The sequence below is a fragment of the Streptomyces sp. NPDC006544 genome, from assembly GCF_040611715.1.
GTDB lineage: Bacteria > Actinomycetota > Actinomycetes > Streptomycetales > Streptomycetaceae > Streptomyces.
In genome coordinates this window covers 14,086-40,441 of the sequence record NZ_JBEXOV010000067.1, presented here as the reverse complement: position 1 = coordinate 40,441, position 26,356 = coordinate 14,086, and the positions used below count along the sequence as shown (strand labels likewise).

General features: G+C 72.9%; 21 protein-coding genes. 9 read left to right on the top strand and 12 right to left on the bottom strand.

All coding sequences use genetic code 11. The annotated features are described in order from the left end of the window. Positions 1-1,080 (top strand): SWIM zinc finger family protein (locus tag ABZY44_RS26700; protein ID WP_356658029.1); only part of this gene is annotated, 1,080 nt, incomplete at its 5' end. A gap of 275 nt (positions 1,081-1,355) precedes the next feature. Next, a complete protein-coding gene (locus ABZY44_RS26695; protein WP_356658027.1) occupies positions 1,356-2,912 on the top strand; it encodes a DUF5691 domain-containing protein in 1,557 nt (518 codons plus the stop codon). A gap of 112 nt (positions 2,913-3,024) precedes the next feature. On the opposite strand, the gene ABZY44_RS26690 is transcribed toward ABZY44_RS26695, so the two are convergent. Beyond that, complete coding sequence (locus tag ABZY44_RS26690) at positions 3,025-3,435, bottom strand: cobalamin B12-binding domain-containing protein (RefSeq protein WP_356658025.1); 411 nt, start codon at positions 3,433-3,435, stop codon at positions 3,025-3,027. A 186-nt stretch (positions 3,436-3,621) separates the two neighbouring features. On the opposite strand from ABZY44_RS26690, the gene ABZY44_RS26685 reads away from it, so the two are divergent. Both ABZY44_RS26685 and ABZY44_RS26680 read left to right on the top strand, forming a co-directional pair. Continuing rightward, complete coding sequence (locus ABZY44_RS26685) at positions 3,622-4,416, top strand: alpha/beta fold hydrolase (RefSeq protein ID WP_356658023.1); 795 nt, start codon at positions 3,622-3,624, stop codon at positions 4,414-4,416. Positions 4,417-4,650: 234 nt separating this feature from the next. Further along, complete coding sequence (locus ABZY44_RS26680) at positions 4,651-6,129, top strand: M23 family metallopeptidase (RefSeq protein WP_356658021.1); 1,479 nt, start codon at positions 4,651-4,653, stop codon at positions 6,127-6,129. 70 nt (positions 6,130-6,199) lie between these two features. Here the strand turns inward: ABZY44_RS26680 and pcrA are convergent, their stop codons facing one another. Further along, entirely contained in the window at positions 6,200-8,737 is a 2,538-nt protein-coding gene (pcrA, locus tag ABZY44_RS26675) for a DNA helicase PcrA (protein WP_356658019.1), read from the bottom strand. A 208-nt stretch (positions 8,738-8,945) separates the two neighbouring features. Here pcrA and ABZY44_RS26670 point away from each other — a divergent pair, with 208 nt between their 5' ends. Beyond that, entirely contained in the window at positions 8,946-9,299 is a 354-nt protein-coding gene (locus ABZY44_RS26670) for a hypothetical protein (RefSeq protein ID WP_356658017.1), read from the top strand. Positions 9,300-9,547: 248 nt separating this feature from the next. After that, entirely contained in the window at positions 9,548-10,600 is a 1,053-nt protein-coding gene (locus ABZY44_RS26665; RefSeq protein ID WP_356658015.1) for an NlpC/P60 family protein, read from the top strand. Between the two features lie 82 nt (positions 10,601-10,682). Here the strand turns inward: ABZY44_RS26665 and ABZY44_RS26660 are convergent, their stop codons facing one another. From ABZY44_RS26660 to ABZY44_RS26650, 3 genes are all read right to left on the bottom strand, one after another. Next, on the bottom strand, positions 10,683-11,795 hold the full coding sequence (locus tag ABZY44_RS26660; RefSeq protein WP_356658013.1) for an alpha/beta hydrolase-fold protein: 1,113 nt from the start codon (positions 11,793-11,795) through the stop codon (positions 10,683-10,685). A gap of 96 nt (positions 11,796-11,891) precedes the next feature. After that, positions 11,892-12,614, bottom strand: a complete 723-nt coding sequence (locus tag ABZY44_RS26655) for a response regulator transcription factor (protein ID WP_356658011.1) — start codon at positions 12,612-12,614, stop codon at positions 11,892-11,894. After that, on the bottom strand, positions 12,611-13,906 hold the full coding sequence (locus ABZY44_RS26650; RefSeq protein WP_356658009.1) for a PspC domain-containing protein: 1,296 nt from the start codon (positions 13,904-13,906) through the stop codon (positions 12,611-12,613). The genes ABZY44_RS26655 and ABZY44_RS26650 overlap by 4 nt, the downstream gene beginning before the upstream one ends. Before the next feature lie 131 nt (positions 13,907-14,037). Between ABZY44_RS26650 and ABZY44_RS26645 the strand changes: the two genes are divergently transcribed. Then, entirely contained in the window at positions 14,038-15,411 is a 1,374-nt protein-coding gene (locus ABZY44_RS26645; protein WP_356658007.1) for a PspC domain-containing protein, read from the top strand. Next, the gene (locus tag ABZY44_RS26640) at positions 15,398-15,622 is read left to right on the top strand and encodes a hypothetical protein (protein WP_356658005.1); all 225 of its coding nucleotides are present in this window, start codon (positions 15,398-15,400) and stop codon (positions 15,620-15,622) included. Before ABZY44_RS26645 ends, ABZY44_RS26640 begins: the two co-directional genes overlap by 14 nt. Here the strand turns inward: ABZY44_RS26640 and ABZY44_RS26635 are convergent. From ABZY44_RS26635 to guaA, 4 genes are all read right to left on the bottom strand, one after another. Continuing rightward, a complete protein-coding gene (locus tag ABZY44_RS26635) occupies positions 15,568-16,032 on the bottom strand; it encodes a DoxX family protein (protein ID WP_356658031.1) in 465 nt (154 codons plus the stop codon). The genes ABZY44_RS26640 and ABZY44_RS26635 overlap by 55 nt on opposite strands. Before the next feature lie 111 nt (positions 16,033-16,143). Beyond that, complete coding sequence (locus ABZY44_RS26630; RefSeq protein WP_356658003.1) at positions 16,144-17,409, bottom strand: hypothetical protein; 1,266 nt, start codon at positions 17,407-17,409, stop codon at positions 16,144-16,146. A gap of 102 nt (positions 17,410-17,511) precedes the next feature. Further along, positions 17,512-18,291 carry a class II aldolase/adducin family protein gene (locus tag ABZY44_RS26625; RefSeq protein ID WP_356658001.1) on the bottom strand — a complete coding sequence of 260 codons (780 nt, stop codon included), beginning with the start codon at positions 18,289-18,291 and terminating at the stop codon, positions 17,512-17,514. Positions 18,292-18,416: 125 nt separating this feature from the next. Then, entirely contained in the window at positions 18,417-20,003 is a 1,587-nt protein-coding gene (gene guaA, locus ABZY44_RS26620; protein ID WP_356657999.1) for a glutamine-hydrolyzing GMP synthase, read from the bottom strand. Between the two features lie 296 nt (positions 20,004-20,299). Here guaA and ABZY44_RS26615 point away from each other — a divergent pair, with 296 nt between their 5' ends. Further along, on the top strand, positions 20,300-20,644 hold the full coding sequence (locus tag ABZY44_RS26615) for a chorismate mutase (protein WP_356657997.1): 345 nt from the start codon (positions 20,300-20,302) through the stop codon (positions 20,642-20,644). Between the two features lie 361 nt (positions 20,645-21,005). Here the strand turns inward: ABZY44_RS26615 and ABZY44_RS26610 are convergent, their stop codons facing one another. The 3 genes from ABZY44_RS26610 to ABZY44_RS26600 form a co-directional block, all read right to left on the bottom strand. Continuing rightward, complete coding sequence (locus tag ABZY44_RS26610; RefSeq protein WP_356657995.1) at positions 21,006-22,667, bottom strand: peptidase; 1,662 nt, start codon at positions 22,665-22,667, stop codon at positions 21,006-21,008. A gap of 165 nt (positions 22,668-22,832) precedes the next feature. Further along, positions 22,833-24,632: a GMC family oxidoreductase gene (locus ABZY44_RS26605; RefSeq protein WP_356657993.1), complete on the bottom strand. Its 1,800-nt coding sequence runs from the start codon at positions 24,630-24,632 to the stop codon at positions 22,833-22,835. An 11-nt stretch (positions 24,633-24,643) separates the two neighbouring features. After that, positions 24,644-26,272, bottom strand: a complete 1,629-nt coding sequence (locus tag ABZY44_RS26600; protein WP_356657991.1) for a succinic semialdehyde dehydrogenase — start codon at positions 26,270-26,272, stop codon at positions 24,644-24,646. Positions 26,273-26,356: the final 84 nt, after the last annotated feature.

The following is a 26,356-nucleotide window of genomic DNA, read 5'->3' as shown; positions in this document are numbered from 1 at the left end:
CCTCTTCAACGAGCACGAGGTGCTCTCCCACGTGTTCTTCTGGGACGTCGTGCAGGACACCGTGCGCTCGTACCTGGCGCAGGGCGACCCGGACGCAAGCGGGCCGACCGGCGGGCGGCACGGATCGGCGCGGGTGTCACCGAGCTGGAGCAGCGGCTCGCGGACCTGGTGCGCGGGGGCCTGGCCGGGCAGGAGCGGGCGGGGTACGCGGCATGGGAGGAGACCGCGGCCCGGATGGTCGACGCGCAGGCTCCCGGACTGGCTGCGCGGGTGAGGGAGTTGGGGACGATACCCAGTTGCGGCACCGGCTGGCCCGCCCGGATGCTGGAGGAGGCCGCGCTGCTGCACCTGCTGGACCGGGCCTGGCTGGGGATGTCCGGACTTCCGGAGACCTTGGCCTCGACGGTCCGCAGCAGGGTGGGGCTGCCGTCCACGGCGGAGGGCGAAGCGGTACGGGACCGCTGGCTCGTGCTGGCCCAGTACGACACGGCGTCACCCGACGGCCGCCTCACCACCCGCCGGATATGGCTGCGCGGGTTGGCGAGCGGCCGGCCGGCCCTGGTCCTGGACTTCGGTCCGCCGGGGCGGCCTCCGGGGCTCGCGCTGCCCGTCGGGCTGGTGCTGGACGCGGAAGCCCGCTTCCGCCCCGGCTCCGCCGGGCTGCGCGCGGACCTCGGCGAGCGGTTCGCCGCGGCCGAGCCGTACGGGGGCACGCCGACGGGCGTGAGCACGGGCGCGGCACTGGAGGCGTACGGCGCGGCGCTGCGCGAGGACCCCTGGCTGGAGTCCTGGCCGGTGCTGCTCGGGCCGGTGGTGCCGATACCGGGTGGGCCGGGGGGCCCGCCGGGCGGGCCTCCGGGGGAAACGGCATGGCAACTGGCGGACGTGGAAGGGACGTCCGCCCTGCCCGTGCCCCTGACCGGGGCCGGGAGCCGGCCCCGCGCGGGGCTCTGGCAACTGGCCGCGCTCTCGGGGGGCGGGCCGGTGACGGTGTTCGGCGAATGCGGGCACCGCGGATTCACCCCGTTGACGGCATGGCAGCCGGGCTCCTCGGAGCCGGTGGCACTGACGTCGCCCTGAGGGGCACCGGGGGGCGGGAAACGGCGGCGCCGGGGGGCGCCGCCGTGTGCGAACGACTGAGCCGGGGGGCTTTTGTGGACGACAACCACGCCAGTTGAGGCCACGGTCGTGGCGCCGGGGCCCAGGGAGGTCACGGCGCCACGGCGCCAGGGGGACATCGAGCTGCTCCGGTCCCGCGGAGGGGGCGGGACCGGAGCACGGCACACGACACATGGCAAACAACGCATGGCACACGGCAGATGGCAGATGGCACACGCACAGAGGGAGGGGACCCGATGAACGCGGACACGACGACCTACGGGGACTGGGACGAACTGGTCGGCGCGGCCCTGCTGGGGACCGAGCGGCGCCGGGGCAGTCCCGAGGCACTGCTCGGGGCCGCGGCCTTGCAGACCGTGCGGCGCCGGGCGGGCCTGCTGCCCGCCGAAGCGGGCCCGCGGCCGGAGCCCGCGCCGCGCGATCCGCGCCCGACGCCCCCGGAGCCGGCCCGGCAGCGCCTCGCGCAGCTGCTGGCGGGCCGGACCGGCGCGGGCAGCGCAGGCGGGCGGCGGGGGGCCGCGCCGGACCTCACGGAGCTGCTGCCGCAGTGGCTGGCCGCCGCCGGGCTGCACGGCTACCGCGCCCCGGCCTCGCTGGTGCCCGCGCTGCTGGACGCGGCGCGGGCCCGCACCGACCTGCGGCCACAGGCGCTGGCCCTGGCCGGAACGCGCGGGCTGTGGCTGGCCCGGCTCAATCCTGAGTGGCGGTTCGCCCTGCGCGGCGGATCCGGTGGCGCGGGGGAACTGCCCGCGGCGACGGACGCGGCGGGGGTGGAACGGCTGTGGCAGGAAGGGCTGTTCGCCGAGCGCGTGGCGCTGCTCGGCCTCGTACGGGCCCATGAGGCGGCGGCCGCGATCCGGCTGCTGACGACCACCTGGGCCACCGAACGGGCAGAGGACCGGCTGATGTTCCTCGACTCGCTGCGAGTGGGACTGTCGGACGACGACGAGCCGTTCCTGGAGGCGGCGCTGGGCGACCGGAGCCGCAATGTACGGGCCACCGCCGCCGAGTTGCTCTCCGCGCTGCCGGGCTCCGCGCTGGCCGGCCGGATGGCGGAGCGCGCCCTGGCCTGCGTCGGCCCGGAGGGGGTGACACCGCCGGCCGAGTGCGATGCGGGGATGCTGCACGACGGGGTGGTCAAGCGGCCGCCCGCCGGGCGCGGGGAGCGCGCGTGGTGGCTGGGCCAGCTGGTGGAGTCCGCGCCGCTGTCCTGCTGGCAGGAGCGGTTCAGCGGTCTCGGCCCGGCGGAGATCGTGGCACGGCCCCTGGCCGAGGGCTGGGCGGAGGAACTGCACGCGGCCTGGTGCCGGGCAGCGGTCCGCCAGCGCGATCCCGCGTGGTCGCGGGCCCTGCTGGGTTCGGCTTCCGCCCCGCCGGCGGCCGGGCCGGCGACGGCCTCGCTCGCGGAGCGGGCGAAGCTGCTGTCGATCCTGGAGGAGGAGCAACGGGCGGCGTGGGTCGCGGAGTTCATACGGGCCCACGGGCTGTCCGAGGCGTTCCAGCTGCTCGGGGCGTGCGTGGTGCCGTGGGCCGGAGCACTGGGCCGGGCCGTGGTGGAGGCGCTGGACTCCGCGCGCGACGCGGGCGGCTACCCGTGGAGTTTCAGCGGGGTCATGGGCCTGGCCGAGCGCTGCCTGGACCCGGCGGAGGCGGACCGACTGGCCGCCATGACGACGGAACCCGTCGAGGCCGGGGGCGCCGCGGCGTACTGGGCGGAAGCCTTCCAGCGCCTGGCCGCCACCCTCCGGCTCCGCGCCACGATGCACGCCGAGCTGGCCCCGCCCGGCCCGTAGCCGGGCGGGGACGGGCCCCGGCCGGGGGCTCGACTACGGCTCACCGCCGCCGTCACCGTCGACAACGACAACGACAACGACAACGACAACGACAACGAGTACGCCTACCCGCCTACGCCTGCACCTGTCGCACGTGTGCCCGGACCCAGTCGACGATGGCTGTCGTCGTCGCGCCCGGGGTGAAGATCTCCGCCACACCCTTTTCCTTCAGCGGAGCGATGTCCGCCTCCGGGATGATGCCGCCGCCGAACACCTTGATGTCCTCCGCGTCGCGCTCCGCGAGGAGCTCCAGCACGCGCGCGAACAGCGTGTTGTGGGCCCCGGAGAGGATCGACAGGCCGATCGCGTCGGCGTCTTCCTGGATCGCGGTGTCCACGATCTGTTCGGGGGTCTGGTGGAGGCCGGTGTAGATGACCTCCATGCCCGCGTCCCGCAGGGCCCGCGCGATCACCTTGGCGCCCCGGTCGTGGCCGTCGAGACCAGGCTTGGCCACCACCACACGGATCGGACCGGTCACACCCATCGCACTGCCTCCCGAGTGAACGAACGTTAAGTACAGCATTGCGCACGCCCCCGTTTCGCGGTCAACCACGAGGGGGAAATCACACGTGGGATGGCGTGCACCGCTCCCGTGCCGCCACACCGTGCCGACAGCCGCACGGCACGGCGTGGCCGGCCCCGCGGTCCCAGAGGCTGAGGGAGGCCGTCCATGGGGCTGTCCATGTCCGGAGCCGCGCTGCGGGCCGGCGTACTGGAAGTGATAGTGCTCGGCGGGCACATCCTGATGTATCCGACGGGGATGCGCCAGGAGCGCCCCGCCGCCGCCCGCCGCGCCGCCGAGTCCGGCGCCCCCGAGCCGGGCGCCGCCGCACCCCCCGTGCTGCTCCTGCACGGGTTCACCGACAACCGCTCCGTCTTCGTCCTGCTGCGCCGCGCCCTCGACACGGGCGGCAGGCGCCGGGTGGAGACGTACAACTACTCCCCCTTCACCCTCGATCTGCGGGTCACCGCCCGCCGTCTCGCCGAGCGCGTCGAGGAACTGTGCGAGCGCACCGGGCAGGAGCGGGTGGACCTGGTGGGGCACAGCCTCGGCGGTCTGATCGGGCGGTACTACGTCCAGCGCCTGGGCGGCGACGCCCGGGTCCGGACCCTCGTCACGCTCGGCACCCCGCATTCCGGCACCGGCGTCGCCCCTTTCATGGACGCGCACCCGCTGGTCCGGCAGATGCGCCGGGACTCCGAGGTGATGGCCGAGCTGCGCGCGCCCGCGCCCGGCTGCCGGACCCGGTGCGTGGCGTTCTGGAGCGAGTTCGACGCGCTGATGGACCCGGCCGAGACGGCCCGTATCGAACACCCGGACCTGCTCACGGAGAACGTGCAGGTCATCGGCATCGGACACCTCGCCCTGCCCGCGCATCCCACCGTCATCGCGGCAGTCCGGCGCTCGCTCGACGGGCCCGGCCCCGTCGCCGTCCGGCACCCCGGTGCCGCGTCCGCCGCCTGATCGAAATCGGGCTCCCGACCCGCCCTCAATCGAACGCATTTCGAACTCAAGGCCAAGGGTGGCCCTTTGCGCGACCGAAAGGCGGCCGAATGCCCGGTTCCCCCAGGGCTGGACCCCGCCGAAGATTGTCGTGGCGTGTAACCGGCGGGTACAGTCACGCCACTGCTCTCCTCCGAGGAACTCCACATTCCTCGGCCACCCAGGCCCCCCGCTGCCGAGGCGAAAGAGAAGTTGGTGAACGACCGCCCTTCGTCGGGCCAGTACCCCGATCTCGGGTACGACGGCCTTACCACCACCACCTTCGCTGGCGATTCCGCCTATGCGTCCTATGAATCACAGGGCCAGGGGTACAACTACGCCGCATACGGGTCCTACGACACCGGTACCGGCGCGTACGACACCACCGCGTGGAACACCCCGCAGAGCGGCTACTCCCCGCAGCCCGACGCCGGCGGCCACGACGGTTACCTGTCGACCGTCCCCACCCAGGGCATCTCCACGGACTACCAGTCCACCGCCTTCGGTTACGACACGTGGACGACCCCGGGTTACGGCACCGACACCGGCGCCTACGACGCCACCGCCTGGAACACCGCCTCCGAGCCGCAGCACCAGCAGACGCAGGAGCCCCAGCAGGGTTACGCGTACGGCTACGAGCAGGCGCAGGCGCAGCCCCAGGAACAGCAGTACGCCTACGAGTACGAGTACGCGGCGCCCCCCGTCTACACCGAGACCGCGGTCTTCGAGGCCATCGCCGAGGACGACGCCCCCGGCGGCTTCCACGAGGACTCGCTCGGCGACTCCCCCGACGGCCCCCACGGTGACGGAGGCCAGGGCGAAGCCGAGGGCGAAGGCGAAGGCGCCGCCCCCGACTTCCGGGTGCACGACCTCCCCACCCAGGCCATGCCCGTCACGCGGCCCGCCCCGGTGGCCGCGCCGTCCGCGCCGCGCCCCTCGCGCCGCGCCGGGAACAGCCGCCGCCGCACGCCGGCGAAGCGCTCCGCCCTGCTGACCGTGGCCGTGCCCTCCGCCTGCGTGATGGGTGTCGCGGGTGTGGCCGCCGCCTCCGTCGGCGGACTCACCGGCGCGGAGAACCCCGCCGAGGGAACGACCACGCTGGCCGCGCCGGACCCGGCCTCCATCAAGCCGGTCGCGGCGAACAGCAAGCTCGACACGCAGCTCACCGCCCTCAGCGCCGACGCCGGCGATTTCGCGGACCGTGCGAGCCGCACCCAGGAGCGCATCGACCTGCGCCTGCGCCAGGACGAGGAAAAGAAGAAGAAGGCGGAGGAGGAGGCGGCCAAGGAAGCGGCCCGCCCCAAGTTCGCCCTCCCCGTCGCGCGGCACGGCCTCAGCGCGGGCTTCGGCCAGGCGGGCGTGAACTGGATGTCCGTGCACACGGGCATCGACTTCCCCGTGGGCTACGGGACTTCGGTCATGGCCGCGACCGACGGCACCGTGCGCAGCCAGTTCAACAGCGCCTACGGGAACATGGTGATACTCACCGCGCCCGACGGCACCGAGACCTGGTACTGCCACCTCAGCAGCGCCAAGATCCGCTCCGGCAAGGTCAAGGCCGGCGATGTGATCGCGTACTCCGGCGACACGGGCAACTCCACCGGTCCCCACCTCCACTTCGAGGTACGGCCGGGCGGCGGCTCCCCCGTCGACCCCCAGGCGTGGCTGCGCAGCCACGACCTGGACCCGAACTAGGAGCCGGCCGAACCACCGGACCGGGCCGACCGGCTCCCGCCGCCCGACCGGCTCCCGCCGCCCGGGCGGCCTAGAGCTTCTGCACCGGCGCGTACCGCAGCAGCAGCCGCTTCGGCTTCTCGTCCCCGAAGTCGATGGTGGCCTGCGCGTCCGCGCCCGCTCCCTTGACCTCCATGACGGTGCCCAGCCCGAACTGGTCGTGCGTGACACGGTCCCCGACCACCAGCGCGATCACCGGCTTGTCGGAGGCCCGGCGCGTAGCGAAACCGGACGGACCCGTCTTCGACCGCGACGAGGACAGGAACGCCTCCGGCGAGGTGCCGAACGAGCTCTTCGAACCGCCGCCCGAGCCCGAGGACCCGTAGCCCGAGCTCCGCACCGGGCCCGCCGGCTTCTGCGCCGCGCCCGTCCGCTTCCACTGCAGGTACTCGGCCGGGATCTCCTCGAGGAACCGCGACGGCGGGTTGTACGAGGGGGTGCCCCAGGCGCTGCGCATCGAGGAGCGGGTGAGGTACAGCCGCTCCCGGGCGCGCGTGATGCCGACGTACGCGAGGCGGCGCTCCTCCTCGAGCTCCTTGGTCTGGCCGAGCGCCCGCATGTGGGGGAAGACGCCGTCCTCCATGCCGGTCAGGAAGACCACCGGGAACTCGAGGCCCTTGGCGGTGTGCAGGGTCATGAGGGTGATGACGCCGTTGCCGTCGGTGTCCTCGTCCGGGATCTGGTCGGAGTCGGCGACGAGCGCGACCTGCTCCAGGAACTCCGCGAGGGTGCCGGGGCCCACCGGCGGGGCGCCGTTCTCGGCGGCTTCCGCGGCCGCGGCTTCCCTGGCCTGCTCGAACTCGAGGGCCACGGCGGCCAGTTCCTGGAGGTTCTCGATCCGGGTCTCGTCCTGCGGGTCGGTCGAGGCCTGGAGCTCGGCGAGGTAGCCCGTGCGCTCAAGCACCGCCTCCAGGACCACCGCCGGGCCGGCGCCCGAGTCGACGATCGTGCGGAGTTCTTCCATCAGCACGTTGAAGCGCTTGACCGCGTTCGTCGAGCGGGCGGCCATGCCGAAGGCCTCGTCGACCCGGCGCAGCGCCTGCGGGAAGGTGATCTTCTCGCGCAGGCCCAGCGCGTCGATCATCGCCTCCGCGCGCTCGCCGATGCCGCGCTTGGGCACGTTCAGGATCCGGCGGAGCGGGACGGTGTCCTCGGGGTTCGCCAGGACGCGCAGGTACGCGAGGACGTCGCGGACCTCCTTGCGCTCGTAGAAGCGCACGCCGCCGACGACCTTGTACGGCAGTCCGACGCGGATGAAGATCTCCTCGAACACGCGGGACTGCGCGTTCGTCCGGTAGAAGATCGCGACGTCGCCCGCCTTGGCGTCTCCCGCGTCCGTCAGCCGGTCGATCTCGTCGGCGATGAACTGCGCCTCGTCGTGCTCGGTGTCCGCGACGTACCCGGTGATCACGGCGCCGGTGCCGGCTTCGGTCCACAGGTTCTTCGCACGGCGGTTCTCGTTGCGCTCGATGACCGCGTTGGCGGCCGACAGGATCGTCTGGGTGGAGCGGTAGTTCTGCTCGAGCAGGATCGTCGTGGCGTCCGCGTAGTCCTCTTCGAACTGGAGGATGTTGCGGATGGTCGCGCCGCGGAACGCGTAGATCGACTGGTCGGCGTCACCCACGACGCACAGCTCGGCGGGCGGCAGGTCCGGGTAGCCGGTGCCGACCAGCTCGCGCACGAGCGTGTACTGGGCGTGGTTGGTGTCCTGGTACTCGTCGACCAGGACGTGCCGGAAGCGGCGCCGGTAGTGCTCGGCGACCTCCGGGAACGCCTGGAGCAGGTGGACCGTGGTCATGATGATGTCGTCGAAGTCGAGCGCGTTCGCCTCGCGCAGGCGCCCCTGGTACATCGCGTACGCCTGGGCGAGGGTCTTCTCGAAGCCGTCCACCGCCTGACCGGCGAAGGCGTCCTCGTCGATGAGCTCGTTCTTCAGGTTCGAGATCTTGGCGTTGAAGGCCTTCGGCGGGAACTTCTTCGGGTCCAGGTCGAGGTCGCGGCAGACGAGCGCCATCAGGCGCTTCGAGTCGGCCGCGTCGTAGATCGAGAACGAGGAGGTGAAGCCGAGCCGCTTGGACTCGCGACGCAGGATGCGGACGCACGCACTGTGGAAGGTGGAGACCCACATGGCGTTCGCGCGCGGGCCGACCAGGCCCTCGACGCGCTCCTTCATCTCACCGGCGGCCTTGTTCGTGAAGGTGATCGCCAGGATCTGGCCCGGGTGGACCCCGCGCGCGCCCAGGAGGTGGCCGATGCGGTGCGTCAGCACGCGCGTCTTGCCGGAGCCGGCGCCGGCCACGATGAGCAGCGGCGACCCCGCGTGCACCACGGCGGCGCGCTGCTCCGCGTTCAGCCCCTCGAGGAGGGCCGCGGGGTCGATGACGGGCCGGGGGGCGCCGTCCCGGTAGTACGCGTCCCCGCGCCCGCCGCTGCCGTGGGCCACGTCGAACCGGCCCCCGAAGAGATCGTCCGCGCCCGGCTCGGGGGCGGCGTGATCCTCGGGCGGCGGGGGGACCTCGTCGGAGGGGGAGAGGTCCGTCAGGAAGCTGTCGTCAAAGAGGCTGCTCATCGCCTTCCGAGTCTAGGGGGCGGGACCGACAGCGTGTCCCGGGCCCGGGAAATTGGGCTGTACATGCCCGGTGAACCCCGCGCGGACCCCTACGGGGCGGCGCCGCCCGGGGCCTGTCCTCGCGGGGCCCGCGCCTGCCCCACCGGGCCCCGACAGCTTCGTACACCTGACCGAAATCTGCGGGGGGCCACCGCCTAGGCTCCTCGGCATGAACGTTCTCATCCATGTCTTCCTCGGCCTGCACATCATCGGCATCGCCTCGCTCCTCGGCGGCTTCCTGACCCAGATGAAGGCGATGAGCGCCGGCACGGCCCGCTTCGTGCCCGCGATGCTGCACGGCGCGCTGACCATGCTCGTCACCGGTGTGCTGCTCGTCGGCTTCCGCGAGATGGACGGCGGAACCGTCAACAACGTCAAGATCGGCGTCAAGCTCGCGATCCTCTTCGTGATCCTGGCCCTCGTCTACGTCAAGCGCGACGAGGAGCGGGTGGAGAAGGCGCTGTTCGGCGCGGTCGGCGCCCTCACCGTGGCCAACATCTTCATCGCCGTTCTCTGGCACTGATCCCGGAAGGCGGGGCCGGGTACCGGGAGCGGGTACCGGGAGCGGGTCCCCGGGCGGGGCCTCCGCCCCTCCGGGACGACCCGCGGACACCCCGACCGGCCATCGGCGGTCATCGACGGCCGCCGCACGGCGGCCGGACGACAAGATCCGGTCGCGTGCGGCCATTTGCGATCACCCGTCATCCGCCCGTTACCTCCGGGTCTAGCGTCCTCCTCCAAGCCCCGACAGAGGAAGGACGTGAGGCCCTCGTGGCCAGTCATCGAAAGCCCAGGCAGCGCCCGTTTTCCGGCGGCACCGCACGGACCACCGCACGGACCACCGCCGCCACCCTCGCCCTCGCGGGCGCTGCCACCGCCACCGTGTTCGAAGGCACCTCCCACGCCGATCCCCAGTCGACGCCCTCGCAGGTCAAGGCGGAGGTGGACCGGCTCTACGGGGAGGCCGAGGCCGCGACCGAGCAGTACAACGGGGCGAAGGAGAAGGCCGACGACGCGGAGCGGGCGCTCGCCGGACTGCAGGACGAGACGGCCCGCAAGACCGATCAGCTCAACAGCGCCCGCAACACGCTCGGTTCGCTGGCCGCGACCCAGTACCGCAGCGGGACCCTGGGCGCCGCCGTCCAGCTGGCGATGTCCGACAGCCCGCAGGAGTACCTGGACCGGGCGGCCCTCATCGCGCACGCCGGGAACCGCAACGCCGCGGACATCTCCGTCGTGCGCCGCAAGGTCGACGAGGTAGGACAGCTCAGGGAACAGGCCTCCGGACGCCTCGCCGACCTGCGCGCCCGGCAGGGCGAACTCGCCGGCCACAAGGCCGAGATCGAGGCGAAGCTGACCGCTGCGCAGCGGCTCCTGGACAAGCTGACCGCCGAGCAGCGCGCGGCGTACGAGGCCCGGTCCGCCGGCGGCGCCACCCCCGGCCCGGCCGGCCCGGTCCCGCCCCCGTCCGACGGATCGCGCGCGGCCCGCGCGGTGGCGTTCGCGTACGGGGCGATCGGCAAGCCGTACGTGTGGGGCGCGACGGGGCCGGGATCCTTCGACTGCTCGGGCCTGACGCAGGCGGCCTGGCGCTCGGCCGGGGTGTCGCTGCCGCGCACCACGTACACGCAGATCAACGCCGGGCAGCGGATCTCCCGCGACCAGCTGGCCCCCGGTGACCTGGTGTTCTTCTACTCCGGGATCACCCACGTGGGCATGTACGTGGGCAACGGGCAGATGATCCACGCCCCGCGCCCCGGCTCGACGGTGCGTCTCGCCCCCGTGGACTCGATGCCGTGGGCGGGCGCGTCCCGACCGGCGTAGCGGGCGGCGGGCACGGACCCACACCCGGCGCCGGACCCGGACCCGCCCACGCCCACGCCCACGCCCACGGACCGTACGGAACCTACGGCGCCTTGACCGTCTTGCTCAGCCAGTCGAAGGTCTGCGGCAGCTGCTTCGACCAGCTGTCGAGGTTGTGGCCGCCGGTCACCTTCTCCGCGTGCACCGCGGTCGGGCCCTGCGCGATGGCCTTGAGGTCCGTGCCGGACAGGTAGCCGTCCTGCTCGGCCCCGGACATCCACAGCGAGACGGCCGGCGGCGCGGCCGCCTCCTTGAGCAGGTACTTCAGGTTGTGGGTGCGGCGCAGCTCCGGATCCTGCGCGACCAGCGAGGAGGGCTCCTGGCCCGGGTCGTTGTAACCGGACAGGGAGACGGCGGCGCTGTAGCGGTCGGGGTGGCCGATCGCCAGCTTGGCGGCGCAGTACGCCCCGGCCGAGTACCCGGCCACGCCCCACGTGCGGGCTTCTTCCGAGACCCGGAAGTTGTCCGCGACCATCTTGCGGACGTCGACGCTGAACCAGCTGTCGGCGTTGACCTTGCCGGGGATGTTGGCGCAGCCGGTGTCGGCGTTGCCGAGCAGCATGGCCCGCGGCGAGACGAGGATGAACGGCTGCACCTTGCCGCTCTTCATGAGCGGTTCGAGCACCTCGTGCGCCTTCAGCCCCTGGAACCAGGACTTGCCGGTCCCCGGTATGCCAGGGATCAGCTCGACCACGGGGAACTTCTTGTCCTTGAAGGCCGGGTCGTCGTACTGCGGCGGCAGCCACACCAGGACGTCGCCCTTGACGCCGGAGACCTTCCCGTCGAGCTCGGTCTTCTTGACCCGGCCGCCGAGTCCCTCGACCGGCTGGAACTCCTGGAGCACCTTGGGCGCGGCCTTGACCTCGGCGGCCTTCTTCCCGCCGAGCCCGTCGGGGCCCAGGTCGGGGGCGGCGGTGACGTACGTGCCGGTGCCGAGCAGATCGCCCCAGGTCGCGTAGAAGTTCATGTCGCGGTTGACCGCGACGAACACCAGCGCGACGGCCGTGACCTGGGCGAAGAGCATCATCACGGCGCGCGTCACGACGCGCACGGCGACGGGTCCGCGCACCTTGCCCCACACCGTCAGGGGCAGGAGGACGGCACACGCCGTCAAGGCGATCGCCGCCGCGAAGAGGGGGGTACCCGTCAGACTCATCACGGACGCAAGAGGGGTCCGCGCCGTGCTCGGGTTCCCGCGACCGGCTGCGGCGTGGATCACAGGCTTTCGGCCCGGGACCCGCACCGCCCCGGATCAGACCAGCCGGCGGGCCGTCGCCCAGCGGGTCAGCTCGTGCCGGTTGGACAGCTGGAGCTTGCGCAGGACCGCCGAGACGTGGGATTCCACCGTCTTCACCGAGATGAAGAGCTGCTTGGCGATCTCCTTGTAGGCGTATCCGCGGGCGATGAGCCGCAGCACCTCGCGTTCGCGCTGGGTGAGCCGGTCCAGGTCCTCGTCGACCGGCGGGGCGTCGGTCGAGGCGAACGCGTCGAGTACGAAGCCGGCCAGGCGCGGGGAGAACACCGCGTCCCCGTCCTGCACCCGGAAGACGGAGTTCACCAGGTCCGCGCCGGTGATCGTCTTGGTGACGTAGCCGCGCGCGCCGCCCCGGATGACGCCGATGACGTCCTCGGCGGCGTCGGACACCGACAGCGCGAGGAACCGCACGGGGTCCTGTGCGGCCGACATCAGCGGGGCGCAGCGGCGCAGCACCTCGACGCCTCCGCCGCCGGGCAGGTGCACGTCGAGGAGCACCACCTCCGGGCGGGTGGCGGTGATGACGGTGACGGCCTGGTCGACGTCGGCGGCCTCGCCGACGACCTCGACCCCGGTCCGGTCGGTCTCACCGATCTCGGCCTGGACTCCCGTGCGGAACATGCGGTGGTCGTCGACGAGCACCACCCGGACCCTGCCCCGGCCGCCGCCGGGGGTACCCCCGGGGGTCGTGCCGCCGGTGTTCGCGTCGTCCTCGGTCATGCTGCCTTCGCCGCCCTCTCCATTTCCAGCTCGACTTCCGTGCCGCCGTCGGGCGCGGACCGCAGCCGCGCGGTCCCGCCGTTGCGCTGCATCCGGCCGATGATCGATTCTCGTACGCCCATCCGGTCGTCCGGTACCGCGTCCATGTCGAAGCCCGGCCCGCGGTCGCGCACGGACACGAACACCGTCTGCCCCTCCACTTCGGCGTACACCTGGACGGGGCCGCCGTCGCCACCGTACTTGGCGGCGTTGACCATCGCCTCGCGTGCGGCCTGCATCTGTGCGGCCAGCTTCTCGTCGAGGGGGCAGTCGCCGACGACGACCACCTCGATCGGGACGCCGTGGTGGTCCTCGACGTCGGCGGCGGTCTTCTTGACGGCCTCGGCGAGCGTCGTGGGTTCCTCGGCCTCGTCCTTGCCGGTGCCTTCGGGTTTGTACAGCCAGTTGCGCAGTTCCCGCTCCTGGGCCCGCGCGAGGCGCCGTACTTCCCCGGGGTCCTCGGCGTTCCGCTGGATCAGGGTGAGGGTGTGCAGCACGGAGTCGTGGACGTGTGCGGCGACTTCGGCGCGCTCCTGGGCCCGGATGCGCATGAGGCGCTCCTCGGAGAGGTCCTGGGTCATCCTGATCAGCCAGGGGCCGGCGAGGAGGGCGACGCCGACGAGGACGGCGAGCGTTGCGGTCAGGACGTTGCCCAGCTGGGCGGCGGAGCCGCGGACGACGATGAAGACCGTCAGGCCCACGCCGACGAGGGCGACGCCAGCGAGGGCCCGGGCGGTCTGGAGCAGCCGGGCGTGCCGGCCCGCGGCGGCGTTCCAGTGGGCGCGGCGGGCGTTGTCGGCCTGCCGCCAGACGAGGACCACACCGGCCCCGACCAGCAGCGTCGGCCATACGTACCGTCCGGAGGCGCCGCCGACCTGGACCTTGGAGATGAAGATGCCGGCGCCGACGCACAGCGCGACCAGCGCGGTGATCTGTCCCCGCTCGGGCTTGCGCAGCCGCCGGGTGCCGTCGGGGAGGGTGTCGAAGAAGGAGCGGTGGCCGCTGCGGCCTCCGATGCCCAGCGGGACGAACACCCAGAACGCGGCGTACAGGAGGACGCCGAGGCCGTCGCCCCACAGGAACAGGCCGAAGAAGGCGAGCCGGACCCAGATGACGGGCACCCCGAGGTGTCCGGCGAGGCCGCGCGCGACGCCGCCGAGCATCCGGCCGTCGGCGCTGCGGTAGAGCTTGCGCTGCGGCGTCTCGTCGGATTCGGGTGCGTACGGCGGGCGGGGGGCGGCTGCTACGGGCATGTCACCGATGGTCACATGCGCGCGGTGCCCGGTACATCAGGGCAGCCCCCCAGTTCTCTCGGGGGGATATCAGGGTTGCGCCAGGGTAGATCCGGATGCCCGCGGCGGCGGCGGGCCGTCACCATGTACACATGACCGAAGTGCACGATTCCCCGCCGCCGGACGCAGGAGCCGGCCCGGCCGCCGGCTCGGCCCCGCCGCCCGGCGAGCGCCCTCCCCTGCGCCGCAGCAAGCGCGACAAGGTGCTCGCGGGCGTGTGCGGCGGCCTCGGCCGGTATTTCGACCTGGACCCGGTGGTCTTCCGGATCGTGCTCGGCGTCCTCGGGGTGACCGGCGGCGTCGGTCTGATCTTCTACGGATTCGCGTGGCTGCTGCTCCCCCAGGAGGGAGAGGACGACAGCGAGGCGAAGAAGCTGCTGACGGGCCGGGTCGAAGGCGCGACGCTGGCAGCGGTGTTCGCCGCGCTGGTGGGCTGCGCCCTGTTCCTGTCGATGCTGGACAACGGCGCTCTGGCGGTCTTCTCCGTCCTGGCCGCCCTGGCGCTGGCCGGCGCGGCGTACTGGTCGCGCCACCATCGCCACACGCACCCGGCCGTCCCCGCCCCGGAGGAGAAGTCCGCCGGGGGCGCGGAGTTCGTCTGGCCGGTGGCGACGCGTGTGGGGCACCGGACCGCGCACAGCCCGGCGCCCCCGGAGACGCAGGCGCCGCCCGCGCCCGGTGGCCCGTCCTGGTGGCGGGACCCGCTGGTCAAGGACGGCACCACGGGCCCGGTCGGCTCGACCGGCTATCTGTGGGGCCCGGACGACACGGCGGGGGACGTCCCGGGCGGCCCTGCGGCCGCTCCGCCCCGCGCGCGCGTCCCCCGCGCGCCGCGCGGCGGCATAGGCGGGCGGGTGTTCGTCCTGGCCCTGCTGGCCGGGGCGGTCTCCTCCGCCTCGGTCTGGGAGGGCAGCACCCTCAGCCACGCGCTGCAGGTCGGCTTCGCCAGCGCCCTCGCCCTCTTCGGCCTCGGTATCGCGGTCAGCTCGTTCAAGGGCCGCACCGGCTTCGGCACCGTGCTGCTCTCGGTGATCACGGCCGGGCTGCTGGCCGGGGCGGTCGCCCTGCCCAAGGAGATCGGCACCGACTGGAAGCAGGTCGAGTGGCGTCCGGCCGCGGTGGCCGATGTGCGCCCGGAGTACGAGGCGGGCACCGGGCTGGCGACCTTGGACCTGAGCCGCCTGGATGTCCCGAAGGGCACCACGGTGGCGGTCCGCGCCTCCATCGAGGCGGGGCGGCTCAAGGTGATCGTGCCCCGGGAGGTCACGGCGCGGGCCGACGTCTCGGTCGAGCTGGGCGACATCCACATGCCCGGGGAGACCGGCCGGGACGTCCGGATCCGGGAAGGCGGCGAAACCCGGGAGACGACGCTGGAGCCCGCCGCCGGCACCGAGGCCGGCGGGACGATCGAGCTGCACCTGAGCGCGGGTGTGGGACAGGTGGAGGTGGCCCGTGCGGCGTCATGAGTTCCAGCCGGGACGGCTGATCGCGGGCCTGGTCCTGATGGCGGCCGGTGTGCTCTACCTGCTCGCTGCGGCCGGCGAGGCGGACCCGCCCTGGTTCTTCGTCCTGTTGATGGCCCTGGGCGGCCTCGCCTTCGCCGCCGTGGTCGGCCTGGTGACCTATGCCGTGCGCCGCGACCGGCGGGACCGGATCACCGAGTCCAGCGACAGGTAGGGCGCCCCGGCGAGGACCAGCGGCAGCCAGGCCATCAGGTAGATCAGGTCGTTGCCGTAGTAGTAGGGGGTCACCGCCCAGGACACCGTGAGCCACAGGCTGAGCGAGATCAGTGCCCCGCCGAGGGCCGCCAGCCGGGTCAGGAGGCCGGCCAGGACGCCCAGGCCGACCAGGAGTTCCCCGATCGCCAGGGCGACGGCGAAGCCGACGGGCGCCTTCAGCGCCAGGTCCACCATGGCCGGGATCGCGGAGGTGTCGCGCACCCCGCGCATCAGCTCTCCGATGGAGCCGTCACCGGTGGAGGAGAGGAACGCGGAGTCGGTCAGCTTGTCCAGGCCCGCGTAGACGAAGGTCACGCCGAGGAAGATCCGCAGGGGCAGGAGGGCGTGGCGGGCGGCGAGTGCGCGCAGGCCGCCCGGGCCGTTGCCGAGACCCGGGGCATCTGCTGCGCCGGGGGCATCTGCGGCGCCGGGGGCGCCGGAAGGGACGTCAGTTCGGTTCACGCGACATGTGTACCCGCTTCACTCGGCCACGTCGATCGTGCAGCGGTTGGATTCCACTCCGGCGGCGGTCACCACCTGGATCTCGACCCGCCCCGGTTCCACTTCCGCCGGCACCGGCACGGTCAGCACCGCGTCGGAGGGGTTGGTGAAACCGCCCGGCACCGGGACCAGCGGCACGTGCACGTGCACCGCCCCGACCCGGACCACCAGCCGCGCCAGCATCTGCGGCGTCTGCGCGCCGGGCGGCACGAAGCCCACACCCCGGATCTCGATGTCGTCGCCGGGCCGGATCGCCCCGTCCAGATCCCCGGGCTCGCGTCTGCGGACCACCGACAGCACCAGCGGCCGGCTGCCCTCCGCGTACTTCGCCGCCAGGTACACCGCCGCCGACAGCGCCACGAGCAGGGCCAGCGCCCACGGCAGCTGCGGCAGCCGGTCCGGGAACCGGGCCAGCGACACGGCCGCGAAGCCCAGGACGACCGTGGAGACCAGCACGTACTGGGCGTCCGGGAAGGAACCCCGGCCCGCGTCGTCCGTCAGCAGGTCCGCGCCGGTCGGGCGGTCCGCCGGCAGCTTCTGCAGCCGTTGCCCCATGATCCGCACGGAGACCACGCGGCGCACCAGCACGGCCACCGCCGAGGTCATCGTGAGCACCGCGAGCAGCGGCAGCGCCCGGCCGAGCGCGAAGCCCGCGTACAGCGCCTCCCGCTCCGGTCCGGGCACGGAGGCCGCGAGCCGCAGGGCGGGCAGCAGCGCCGCGAACGCGGTGAGCACCAGCCAGGCGCTCGGCACCACCTTCGAGGTGGACAGCCGGTTGTCCTCGCCGACGAGGGGGGCCAGCAGGCCGCCCCGGACCGTCTGCGCCCGGGCGGCCACCGTCAGCAGGCCGGCCAGGACGAGCGCGGCCAGCAGCCCGGCGGTGCGCGCCGTGGACCAGCCGGTGCCGAGCGCGGCGGCGACCTGGACGAGCAGCAGCACCCCGGCGGCGATCCACACGGCGAGCACCGCCCGCCGCGACAGCAGGTACAGCCAGGAGTGGCCGGCTTCCCGCCCCCGGTCGGCGACCGTCCGGGCGGACAGGGTCAGTTCGTCGGACACCCACTGCCGGGACGCTCCGGCGGAGCGGGCGACGGCGGCGGGGAGCCCCTGCCCGGCGGCGAACTCGTCGCGCTTCTCCAGGAACGCGGCGACCGCGCGGCGGTGCCCTTCACGTGCCCCGTGCGGGCAGTCGTCGCAGGTGCAGCTGCCGTTGTGGGTGGGGCGGGAGATCTCTTGGACAGCCACGTACGTGCCGCCTCTCTGAGCTTCGGTGCAATGCCTGCGAATTGTGCACCACTGCGACAGTGCTCCGGATTGCGCACGATGTCAGAGCAGGTGATTAACCGTTCATGATGTTGACGCCACCTGTTCGAGCATCGGCTGCAGGCTCACCCAGGCGGCCAGGTCGGAGCCGAACCGCTCGCGCGTGGCGACGGCGCCGTGGTGGCCGATGAGCACCGGCTTCCCGGCCGCCCGCGCGGTCAGCTGTACCTGCGCGGCCCGTTCGGCCGCGATGAACCACCAGGCCGCCGCGTCCACCGAGCCGCCGACGGTCAGCAGCCCGTGGTTGCGCAGGACCAAGGCCTTGTACGGGCCGAGCGCCTGCGCGATCCGGCCGGCGTCGTCGGCCGCCGCGTACTCGTCGAGCAGCGCGTGGTCCTCGTAGAAGGCGCAGGCCTCCCGCGTGATCGGGGCCAGCAGTTCACCGAGGGCGGCGAGGGCCCTGGCGTACGGGGACTGCGTGCGGACCACGGCCACCACGGCGGGACGGGCCCGGTGCACGGCAGCGTGCACGGCGAAGGCCAGCTGGTTGACCCGGCGTTCCCCCTGACGGACCCGCCCCTCCCCGTCGACGAGCAGCAGGTCCTCGGGGCCGAGCGCGCCGAAGGGGCGGCCGAAGGGGTTCACCCAGTAGCAGTCCTCGAACTCCGGGTCGCGGGCGCTGACGTGGCCGTCGACCCCGTCCTCGTACCCGAGCCGCCCCAGGAGCCGGAGCACGGCCGCGAGCCGCTCCTTGCGGTGCGCGCGCTCTTCGGCGGCGACGGCGAACACCGGCGGCATCTCGAAGCCCAGCCGTTCGGCGGGCACGGGTGCGGGTGCGGCCGCGCGGGCCGGCTGCTCGGTCATGGGGAGCCCTCCTTCGCGTCGCGGCGCAAGGTACCGGCGCCCGGGCGAAGAGGCCATACACGCGGCGAAGCCGCCGCTCCCTGCCCGGGAGCGGCGGCCTCGTCACGTACGGCGAGCGGGCGGGACTACTCCCACTCGATGGTGCCCGGGGGCTTGCTCGTGCAGTCCAGGACGACGCGGTTCACGTCCGCGACCTCGTTGGTGATGCGGGTGGAGATCCGCGCGAGCACGTCGTACGGCATGCGCGTCCAGTCCGCGGTCATCGCGTCCTCGGAGGAGACGGGGCGCAGCACGATCGGGTGGCCGTAGGTGCGGCCGTCGCCCTGGACGCCGACGCTGCGGACGTCCGCGAGCAGGACGACCGGGCACTGCCAGATCTCCCGGTCGAGGCCGGCCGCGGTGAGCTCGTGGCGGGCGATGGCGTCGGCCTCGCGGAGCAGGTCCAGGCGCTCCTTGGTGACCTCGCCGACGATGCGGATGCCCAGGCCGGGGCCCGGGAAGGGCTGTCGCTGGACGATCTCGGCGGGCAGGCCGAGCTCCTGGCCGACCATCCGGACCTCGTCCTTGAACAGCTGGCGCAGCGGCTCGACGAGCTCGAACTCGATGTCGTCGGGGAGCCCGCCCACGTTGTGGTGGGACTTGATGTTGGCGGTGCCGGTGCCGCCGCCGGACTCGACCACGTCCGGGTACAGGGTGCCCTGCACGAGGAAGGCCACCGCGGGGCCGTCCTCCTGGAGGATCTCCAGCTGGGCCTGCTCGAAGACGCGGATGAACTCGCGGCCGATGATCTTGCGCTTGGTCTCCGGGTCGGAGACCCCGGCCAGCGCGTTCAGGAAGCGCTCCTGGGCGTCGACGACCTTCAGCTGCACGCCGGTCGCGGCGACGAAGTCCTTCTCGACCTGCTCGGTCTCGCCCTTGCGCATCAGGCCGTGGTCGACGTAGACGCAGGTGAGCTGCGAGCCGATGGCCTTCTGCACGAGCGCGGCGGCGACGGCCGAGTCCACGCCGCCGGAGAGGCCGCAGATGGCTCGCTTGTCGCCGACCTGCTCGCGGATGGCCGCGACCTGCTCCTCGACGATGTTGCCGGTGGTCCAGGTGGGGGCGAGGCCGGCGCCGCGGTAGAGGAAGTGCTCCAGGATCTGCTGGCCGTGCGTGGAGTGCATCACCTCGGGGTGGTACTGCACGCCGTAGAGCTTCTTCTCGTCGTTCTCGAAGGCCGCGACCGGTACGACGTCGGTCGACGCGGTGACGGTGAAGCCCTCGGGGGCGGCGGAGCAGGCGTCGCCGTGGGACATCCAGACCGACTGGTCCGCGGGGGTGCCCTCGAAGAGGGTGGACCCGGTCTTGGAGACGGCCAGCCCGGTGCGCCCGTACTCGCGGGAGCCGGTGTTGTCGACGGTGCCGCCGAGGGTGACCGCCATCAGCTGGAAGCCGTAGCACATGCCGAAGACGGGGACGCCGGCCTCGAAGAGCGCGCCGTCGAGCTGCGGGGCGCCCTCCTCGTAGACGGAGGAAGGCCCGCCGGAGAGGATGATCGCCTTGGGGTTCTTGGCGAGCATCTCGGCCACGGGCATCGTGCTGGGCACGATCTCGGAGTAGACCCGTGCCTCGCGGACTCGGCGGGCGATGAGCTGGGCGTACTGGGCGCCGAAGTCGACGACGAGGACCGTGTCCGGAGCGCTGTCGTGGGTGGCGGAGGTGGCTTCAGGCACGGGGCAGGCCTTCCGGCGGAAGAGGGGGTTGTTTTGTCGATTCTAACGGGGGACCGACCACCCCCCTCGTCTCACCATCCGAACCCGCTTGGCCGACGGCAGGACAGAGGGCAATAATCCACTCCATGCGCAAGCAGCTGAGCTTCCTCTTTACCTATGGCACCGGCCGGTCCGGTCGCCATGGGTCATCGTGATGCTCGCTTGAGCCGCTGACTTCCCAGAGCGCCCCGGTCCGACAGGACCGGGGCGCTCCGGCGTTTCCGCTCCTGCCGGTCCCCCAACCACAGGAGATCCCCGTGTCCGCCACCGCCATCGCCACCGCCACCGTCGTCACCACCGCCACCGCGGCCGTCACCACCACCGGAGACGCCGCCACCACCGGAGACGCCGCCACGCCCCCCGAGCAGCTGATCGCCGCGTCCCGCGAGCGGATCGACACCCTCGACGACCGGATCATCGGCCTGATCCAGGAGCGGATGGCCGTCTCCGCCGTCATCCAGGAGGCCCGGATCGGGTCGGGCGGCCGGCGGGTGCACCTGTCGCGCGAGATGGAGGTCCTGGGCCACTGGAGCGACGCCCTCGGCAAGCCCGGCACCACGCTCGCCATGACCCTGCTGGAGCTGTGCCGCGGCCGGGTCTGAGCGCCACCGGCCGCGCCCGTGCCCGGCCGGCCGCCCGCACGGCCGCGCCCGCACGGCCGCGCCCGGGCGCCGTAGGCCGCCCGCGCGCCCCTGACGCGCGTTCGTCACCCGTCCGGACCGTGACCGCCCCCGGGGCCCTTCGTTGATGCGGGTGTCCGCGCCATCCAGGTGCGGGACCGCACCACCACGCGTGGCTCCGACGGAGCGATGAGACGCACCCCTCCGGGGTGCGTCGTGGGACCTCGCTCCTTCGTGTGACCGGACGGCAGGGGACAGCAGCCCGGTCACCCCAAAGGGAACGGCCGGCCCGGGGGACGCCCCTGGCCGGCCGTTCTTCTGTTGTTCCGCGAGGGCTACGGTGCTACGCCCGTGCGGCGGCCCGGCGCCGGAAGGCGAGGTACAGCGCGCCGCCGGCCGCGACGAGGGCCGCTCCGCCGATCGCGACGGGCAGGGCGGTGCTGCCGGTGGAGGCCAGGCCTCCGTTCGCCTTGGCCCCGCTGCCGGAGCCCGGCGCGGCCGTGACGGGCGCGGAGGAGGCCGGGGCGGTGGCCGAGGTGCCCGGGGCGGGGGTGCCGGTCCCGGTGGACGGACCCGTGGTCGGGGTGGTGCCCGTGTCCTTGCCGTTGATCACGAAGGCGGCCTTGTTGTTGGCCTTCACCGGGTCCCAGTCCGGGACCGTGGTCTCCTCGGGGCCCCACTGGCCGACCGAGACCGAGCCCGTGGACTCCTCGACGACCTTCTCGATCTTCAGCTCGAACGGGTAGGCGAACTTCTGCTTCTCGCCGATGACGTGCGTCGTGGAGCAGTGGTAGCGCGGGGCGCCCAGGTTCTCCTTGCGGTACTCGCCGTTGGCCTCGACCCCGCGGCATTCCGCCGGCACCTTGGTGACCTTCACGCCGGCCGGGACGACGATGTCCGTGCGGGCGACGGCCTCCCCGGAGCGGAGGTAGGCGACCCAGGCCGGCCCGTTGTTCCGGAACCCGAGCTCCGCCTTGAGCGTCTCGCCCGCCTTGCCCTTGAGGGAGACGGCGCCGGCCTCGAGGTCGGCGGAGTTCTTCACCGAGAAGTCGAACTCGTGGTAGTTGTTCCACGGGTCCAGGTCCGCGGAGCGCAGCGCGGCGGCCTTGGCCGGACGCTCCTCGAGCATCAGCTTCTTGCCGGTGGCGGACGTGGCGCGCTTCTCCGACGCCTTCGGCTGGTCGCCGTTCTCGTGGAGCACGTAGGTGAGCGATTCGATGAAGGCGTGGGGGGCCGCCTTCAGGGTCAGCGGCTCCGCGGTCTCGTAGACCGATCCCGGCTTGATCTCGTCCGTGAAGGTGCAGACCGTGGTGCCCCAGCCCGTGTTCCAGGGCTGGCCGTGATCGTCGGACACGCTGTAGGAGCAGTTGTCGTACTTCTCGACGAGGTCGATGCCGTGCGTGGTGTCCATCTTGAGCGCCACGCCCCGGGCGGACTCGGTGCCCGCGTTGGAGAAGACGATCGGCAGGGCCTGCGTCTGGCCCGGCGTCATCTCCCTCTTCAGGGGGGCCTCCTCCAGCACCAGGTCCGGGCCGCCGACCTTGACCTTGGTGGTGGCGGCCTTGAAGGTGGCGCCCTCCGTCGAGCCCGTCATCGTCAGGTCGACGACGGTGCCGACCTTGCTGTCCTTGGCGGCCGTGAGGTCCAGGGACAGGACGTGGCTGTTGTGCGTCCAGATCGACCAGCCCTTGCAGGTGACCTTCTCGGCCGCCAGGGTGCAGCCGGTGGACTGCTCCTTGGTGAGCGCGACGTCGGCGACGCCCTTGAGCGCCCTCAGGTCGACCGTGTAGGTGCTCTGCCGGTCGAAGACGCTGCCGGTCTCGTTCCCGACGCCGAATTCGACCGTGGTCCTCTGCGGCTCCCCGCCCTGGCCGGGGTGCGGGCGCAGGCCGATCTCGGCCGGGCTGTAGAGCGTGAAGACGGGATCCGCGGCGAGTGCGGGGGTGGCGGCCAGGCCGAGGGCCGTGAGACCCACCGCCGCCAGCAGGGAGATGCGCTTTCTCATGCCCCCTTGACCCGCACCGGCCCGCCGCAGTTGCGCCGTTCACCCTGTGATGGACACCACAGCCTCCGCTGCCGGATTCCGGTACAACCATCTGGGCTGGACATCTGTCACCCATATGCCTCGGTGGGTACCGCGCTCGGAGGGGGAGCGCGGTACCCACCGGTGTCAGCCGGCCGGTTCCGCTTTGCGCGGCGGGAGTTCCGGGACCGCCAGGAACGGCAGCCGCAGCGCGCCGAAGGCGTCCTTCGGAACCGCCGGACGGGCCGGTTCCACCGCCGTGAGGCGGGCGTAGGCCGCTCCCTGTTCCGGGCGCGGGTCCCGCTCGCCGTTGTTCGGCCAGTAGGACATCGCCCGCTCCGCCTGCGCCGTGATCGTCAGCGACGGGTTGACCCCGAGGTTCGCGGAGACCGCCGAGCCGTCCACCACCGAGATGCCGGGGTGACCGTAGAGCCGGTGGTACGGGTCCACCACGCCCTCCTCGGGCGAGGCGCCGATCGGGCAGCCGCCGAGGAAGTGGGCCGTCAGCGGGGTACCCATCAGCTCGCCGATGTTGCTGCCCGCGAACCCGTTGATCTCCTCCGCGAGCAGCGTCGCCGCCTGTGTGGCCTCGGCGATCTGCACCGGGTTGGGCGCACCGTGGCCCTGGCGGGCCGTGAGCAGGCCCTTCCCGAGGCCGCCGGGCTTGCGGTAGGTGGTCAGGGAGTTGTCGAGCGACTGCATGACCAGGCCGATGATGGTCCGCTCCGACCAGCGCCGGTTGGAGAGCGAGCGCACGAGCTGCACCGGGTGCCGGGCGGTCCGCCCGAGCCAGGCCCGGACCCGGTGGCCGGAGTACGGCACCTGGAGGATCGTCATGAACCCCATGGCGTTGGAGCCCTTGCCGTAGCGCACGGGCTCGATGTGCGTGTCGGCGTTGGGGTGCACGGAGGAGGTGATGGCCACGCCCCGCGTGAAGTCGGCGCGCTGCTCCTGGCCGGGGCCCGCGCCGTGCCGCCTGCGGTAGCGCCGGTTGTCGGTCTGGGCGCCTACGAGGCCTTCGGAGTTGGTCCGGGTGAGTTCGCCGAGCCGGTCCGAGAGACGGGGCAGCTCGCCGAGGTCCTTCATCGTGTGCAGGAGGGTCTGGGTCCCGTACGTGCCCGCCGCGACGACCACGTAGCGGGCGCGCAGGACCCTGGCCTTGCCGCGGCGGCGTCCGTCGGTGGGGACGGTGCGGACGCGGTAGCCGCCCTCGGGGTGGTCGGAGAGGGCGGTGACGGTGGTCATCGGGTGGATGACGGCGCCGGCCCGTTCCGCGAGGTGCAGGTAGTTCTCGTTGAGGGTGTTCTTCGCTCCGTGCCGGCAGCCGGTCATGCACTCCCCGCATTCGGTGCACGCCGTGCGGGCGGGGCCCGCGCCGCCGAAGTACGGGTCGGGGACCTCGTCGCCGGCGCGGACCTTCGCCTGGCCCCGCGCGTCCTCGCCGTCTCCGAAGAAGACGCCGACGGGTGCCATGTGGAAGGAGTCGGCGACGCCCATCTTCTCGGCGGCGGCCTTGAGGTGGACGTCGGAGGGGGTGATCGTCGGGTTCAGCCGCACCCCGAGCATCCGCTGGGCCTGGTCGTAGTGCGGGGCGAGCTCGTCGTGCCAGTCCGTGATGGACGCCCACTGCCGGTCCTCGAAGAAGGCCGCGGGGGGTACGTACAGGGTGTTGGCGTAGTTGAGCGAGCCGCCGCCCACCCCGGCGCCCGCGAGGACCATCACGTTGCCGAGGAGGTGGATGCGCTGGATGCCGTACAGGCCGAGGGCCGGGGCCCACAGGTAGTTGCGCAGGTCCCAGCTGTTCTTCGGCAGGCTCTCGCGGGTGAAGCGGCGCCCCGCCTCCAGGACGCCGACCCGGTAGCCCTTCTCGGTGAGCCGCAGCGCCGAGACCGACCCTCCGAAGCCCGATCCGATGACGATGACGTCGTAGTCGTAGGACTCAGACACGGTGGTGCCCCTTAGCGGAGTCGGAGGGCCTTCATGACCTTGAGGCTGCGGGTCATGAACGCCGCGTACTTCTCGTCGTCCATGCCCAGCGAGGGCGCCATCGGCAGCAGCCGCTGGTGTGCGACGGTCTGGGCCTCCGTGTACTTGAGGATCCCCTCGGAGCCGTGGCGGCGGCCGAGGCCGGAGTCCTTCATACCGCCCATGGGGGCCCCGGCGCTGCCGTAGGCCGGGGCGTAGCCCTCGTTGATGTTGACGGTGCCGGTGCGCAGGCGGGCGGCGACGGCGTGGCCGCGGCGGGAGTCCTTGGTCCACACGCTGGAGTTCAGGCCGTAGGCGGTCGCGTTGGCCCGGGCGACGACCTCGTCCTCGTCGGTGAAGCGGTAGACGGAGACGACCGGTCCGAAGGTCTCCTCCCCGCAGACGGCCATCGGGGCCTCGACGCCGTCGAGGATGGTCGGCTCGTAGAAGAGCGGGCCGATGTCGGGGCGGGCGACGCCGCCGGCGACGAGGGTGGCGCCCTTCGCGACGGCCTCGTCCACGTGCCGCTGTACGGCGGCCAGCTGGCGCTCGCCGGCCAGGGAGCCCATCTCGGCGCCGTAGGCGAGGGAGGAGCCGAGGCGCATGGCCTTCGTACGGGCGGCGAAGCGGGCGACGAACTCGTCGGCGATCGAGGCGTGCACGTACAGCCGCTCGATGGAGATGCAGAGCTGCCCGGCGGAGGAGAAGCAGGCGCGGACGGCGCCGGCGGCCGCCTTGTCCACGTCGGCGTCCCGCAGGACGAGCATGGCGTTCTTGCCGCCGAGTTCGAGGGAGGCCCCGACCAGGCGGGCGGCGGCGCCCTGGGCGACCTCGCGGCCGGTCCGCGTGGAGCCGGTGAACGAGACGTAGTCGGCGTGCCGGACCACCTCGGGGCCGACGACCGGGCCCTCGCCGAGGACGATCTGGAACACCTCGGCCGGCAGGCCGGCCTCGATCATCAGGTCGCGGGCCCACAGGGCGGTGAGCGCGGTCTCGGTGTCGGGCTTCATCACCAGTGCGTTGCCCGCGGCGAAGGCGGGCAGGGCGTCGCCGATGGACAGCTCGAAGGGGTAGTTCCAGGGGGCGATCTGGCCGACGACCCCGCGCGGCTGACGCAGCTCGGTGACCTTGGTGAGGGTGGGCATGGCGCCCGCGTGGCCCTTGGGGCGCAGGTAGGAAGGGGCCCGGCGGCCGTAGTGGCGCGCGGCGACCGTGACGGCCTGGACCTCCTCGTGGGCGTGCAGGCGGGCCTTGCCCGTCTCCAGCTGGATGAGGTCGAGGACCTCGGCCTGGCGCGACAGCACCAGGTCGTGGAAGCGCAGCAGTACGGCGGCCCGCGCGCGGACGGGCACGGCGGCCCAGGCGGGCTGCGCGGCGCGGGCCCTGGCGAAGGCCCCGGCCACGTCCTCGGGGGTGGCCTCGGGGAGGTCGGCGAGCTTGTCGCCGGTGAAGGGGGTGTGGTTGGCGGTGCGGCCGGAGCCGGCCACTCCGCGGGTCAGCCGGGCGACCAGTTCGGGGGTCACGACGTCGGCGGCGCTGCGGGCGCCGGCCGGAGCGGGGGCGACCGGGTTGGTGGGCTGAGGGGCGCTGCGGAGGGGGGCCGGGGCCTGCGTTTCCGTCATGCCGGTGAGCGTATTGCGCCCGGAGCCCTTTGGGTACCCACCGGTAACCGGATTTTCCTATATATGCCAGTGATCGCTGGCAGG

Bases quoted from the DNA above. Each gene is read 5' to 3' on its own strand.
- ABZY44_RS26695 (WP_356658027.1), top strand. From the start codon at position 1,356: ATGAACGCGGACACGACGACCTACGGGGACTGGGACGAACTGGTCGGC.
- ABZY44_RS26690 (WP_356658025.1), bottom strand. From the start codon at position 3,435: ATGGGTGTGACCGGTCCGATCCGTGTGGTGGTGGCCAAGCCTGGTCTC.
- ABZY44_RS26685 (WP_356658023.1), top strand. From the start codon at position 3,622: ATGGGGCTGTCCATGTCCGGAGCCGCGCTGCGGGCCGGCGTACTGGAA.
- pcrA (WP_356658019.1), bottom strand. From the start codon at position 8,737: ATGAGCAGCCTCTTTGACGACAGCTTCCTGACGGACCTCTCCCCCTCC.
- ABZY44_RS26670 (WP_356658017.1), top strand. From the start codon at position 8,946: ATGAACGTTCTCATCCATGTCTTCCTCGGCCTGCACATCATCGGCATC.
- ABZY44_RS26660 (WP_356658013.1), bottom strand. From the start codon at position 11,795: ATGAGTCTGACGGGTACCCCCCTCTTCGCGGCGGCGATCGCCTTGACG.
- ABZY44_RS26655 (WP_356658011.1), bottom strand. From the start codon at position 12,614: ATGACCGAGGACGACGCGAACACCGGCGGCACGACCCCCGGGGGTACC.
- ABZY44_RS26650 (WP_356658009.1), bottom strand. From the start codon at position 13,906: ATGCCCGTAGCAGCCGCCCCCCGCCCGCCGTACGCACCCGAATCCGAC.
- ABZY44_RS26645 (WP_356658007.1), top strand. From the start codon at position 14,038: ATGACCGAAGTGCACGATTCCCCGCCGCCGGACGCAGGAGCCGGCCCG.
- ABZY44_RS26625 (WP_356658001.1), bottom strand. From the start codon at position 18,291: ATGACCGAGCAGCCGGCCCGCGCGGCCGCACCCGCACCCGTGCCCGCC.
- ABZY44_RS26610 (WP_356657995.1), bottom strand. From the start codon at position 22,667: ATGAGAAAGCGCATCTCCCTGCTGGCGGCGGTGGGTCTCACGGCCCTC.
- ABZY44_RS26600 (WP_356657991.1), bottom strand. From the start codon at position 26,272: ATGACGGAAACGCAGGCCCCGGCCCCCCTCCGCAGCGCCCCTCAGCCC.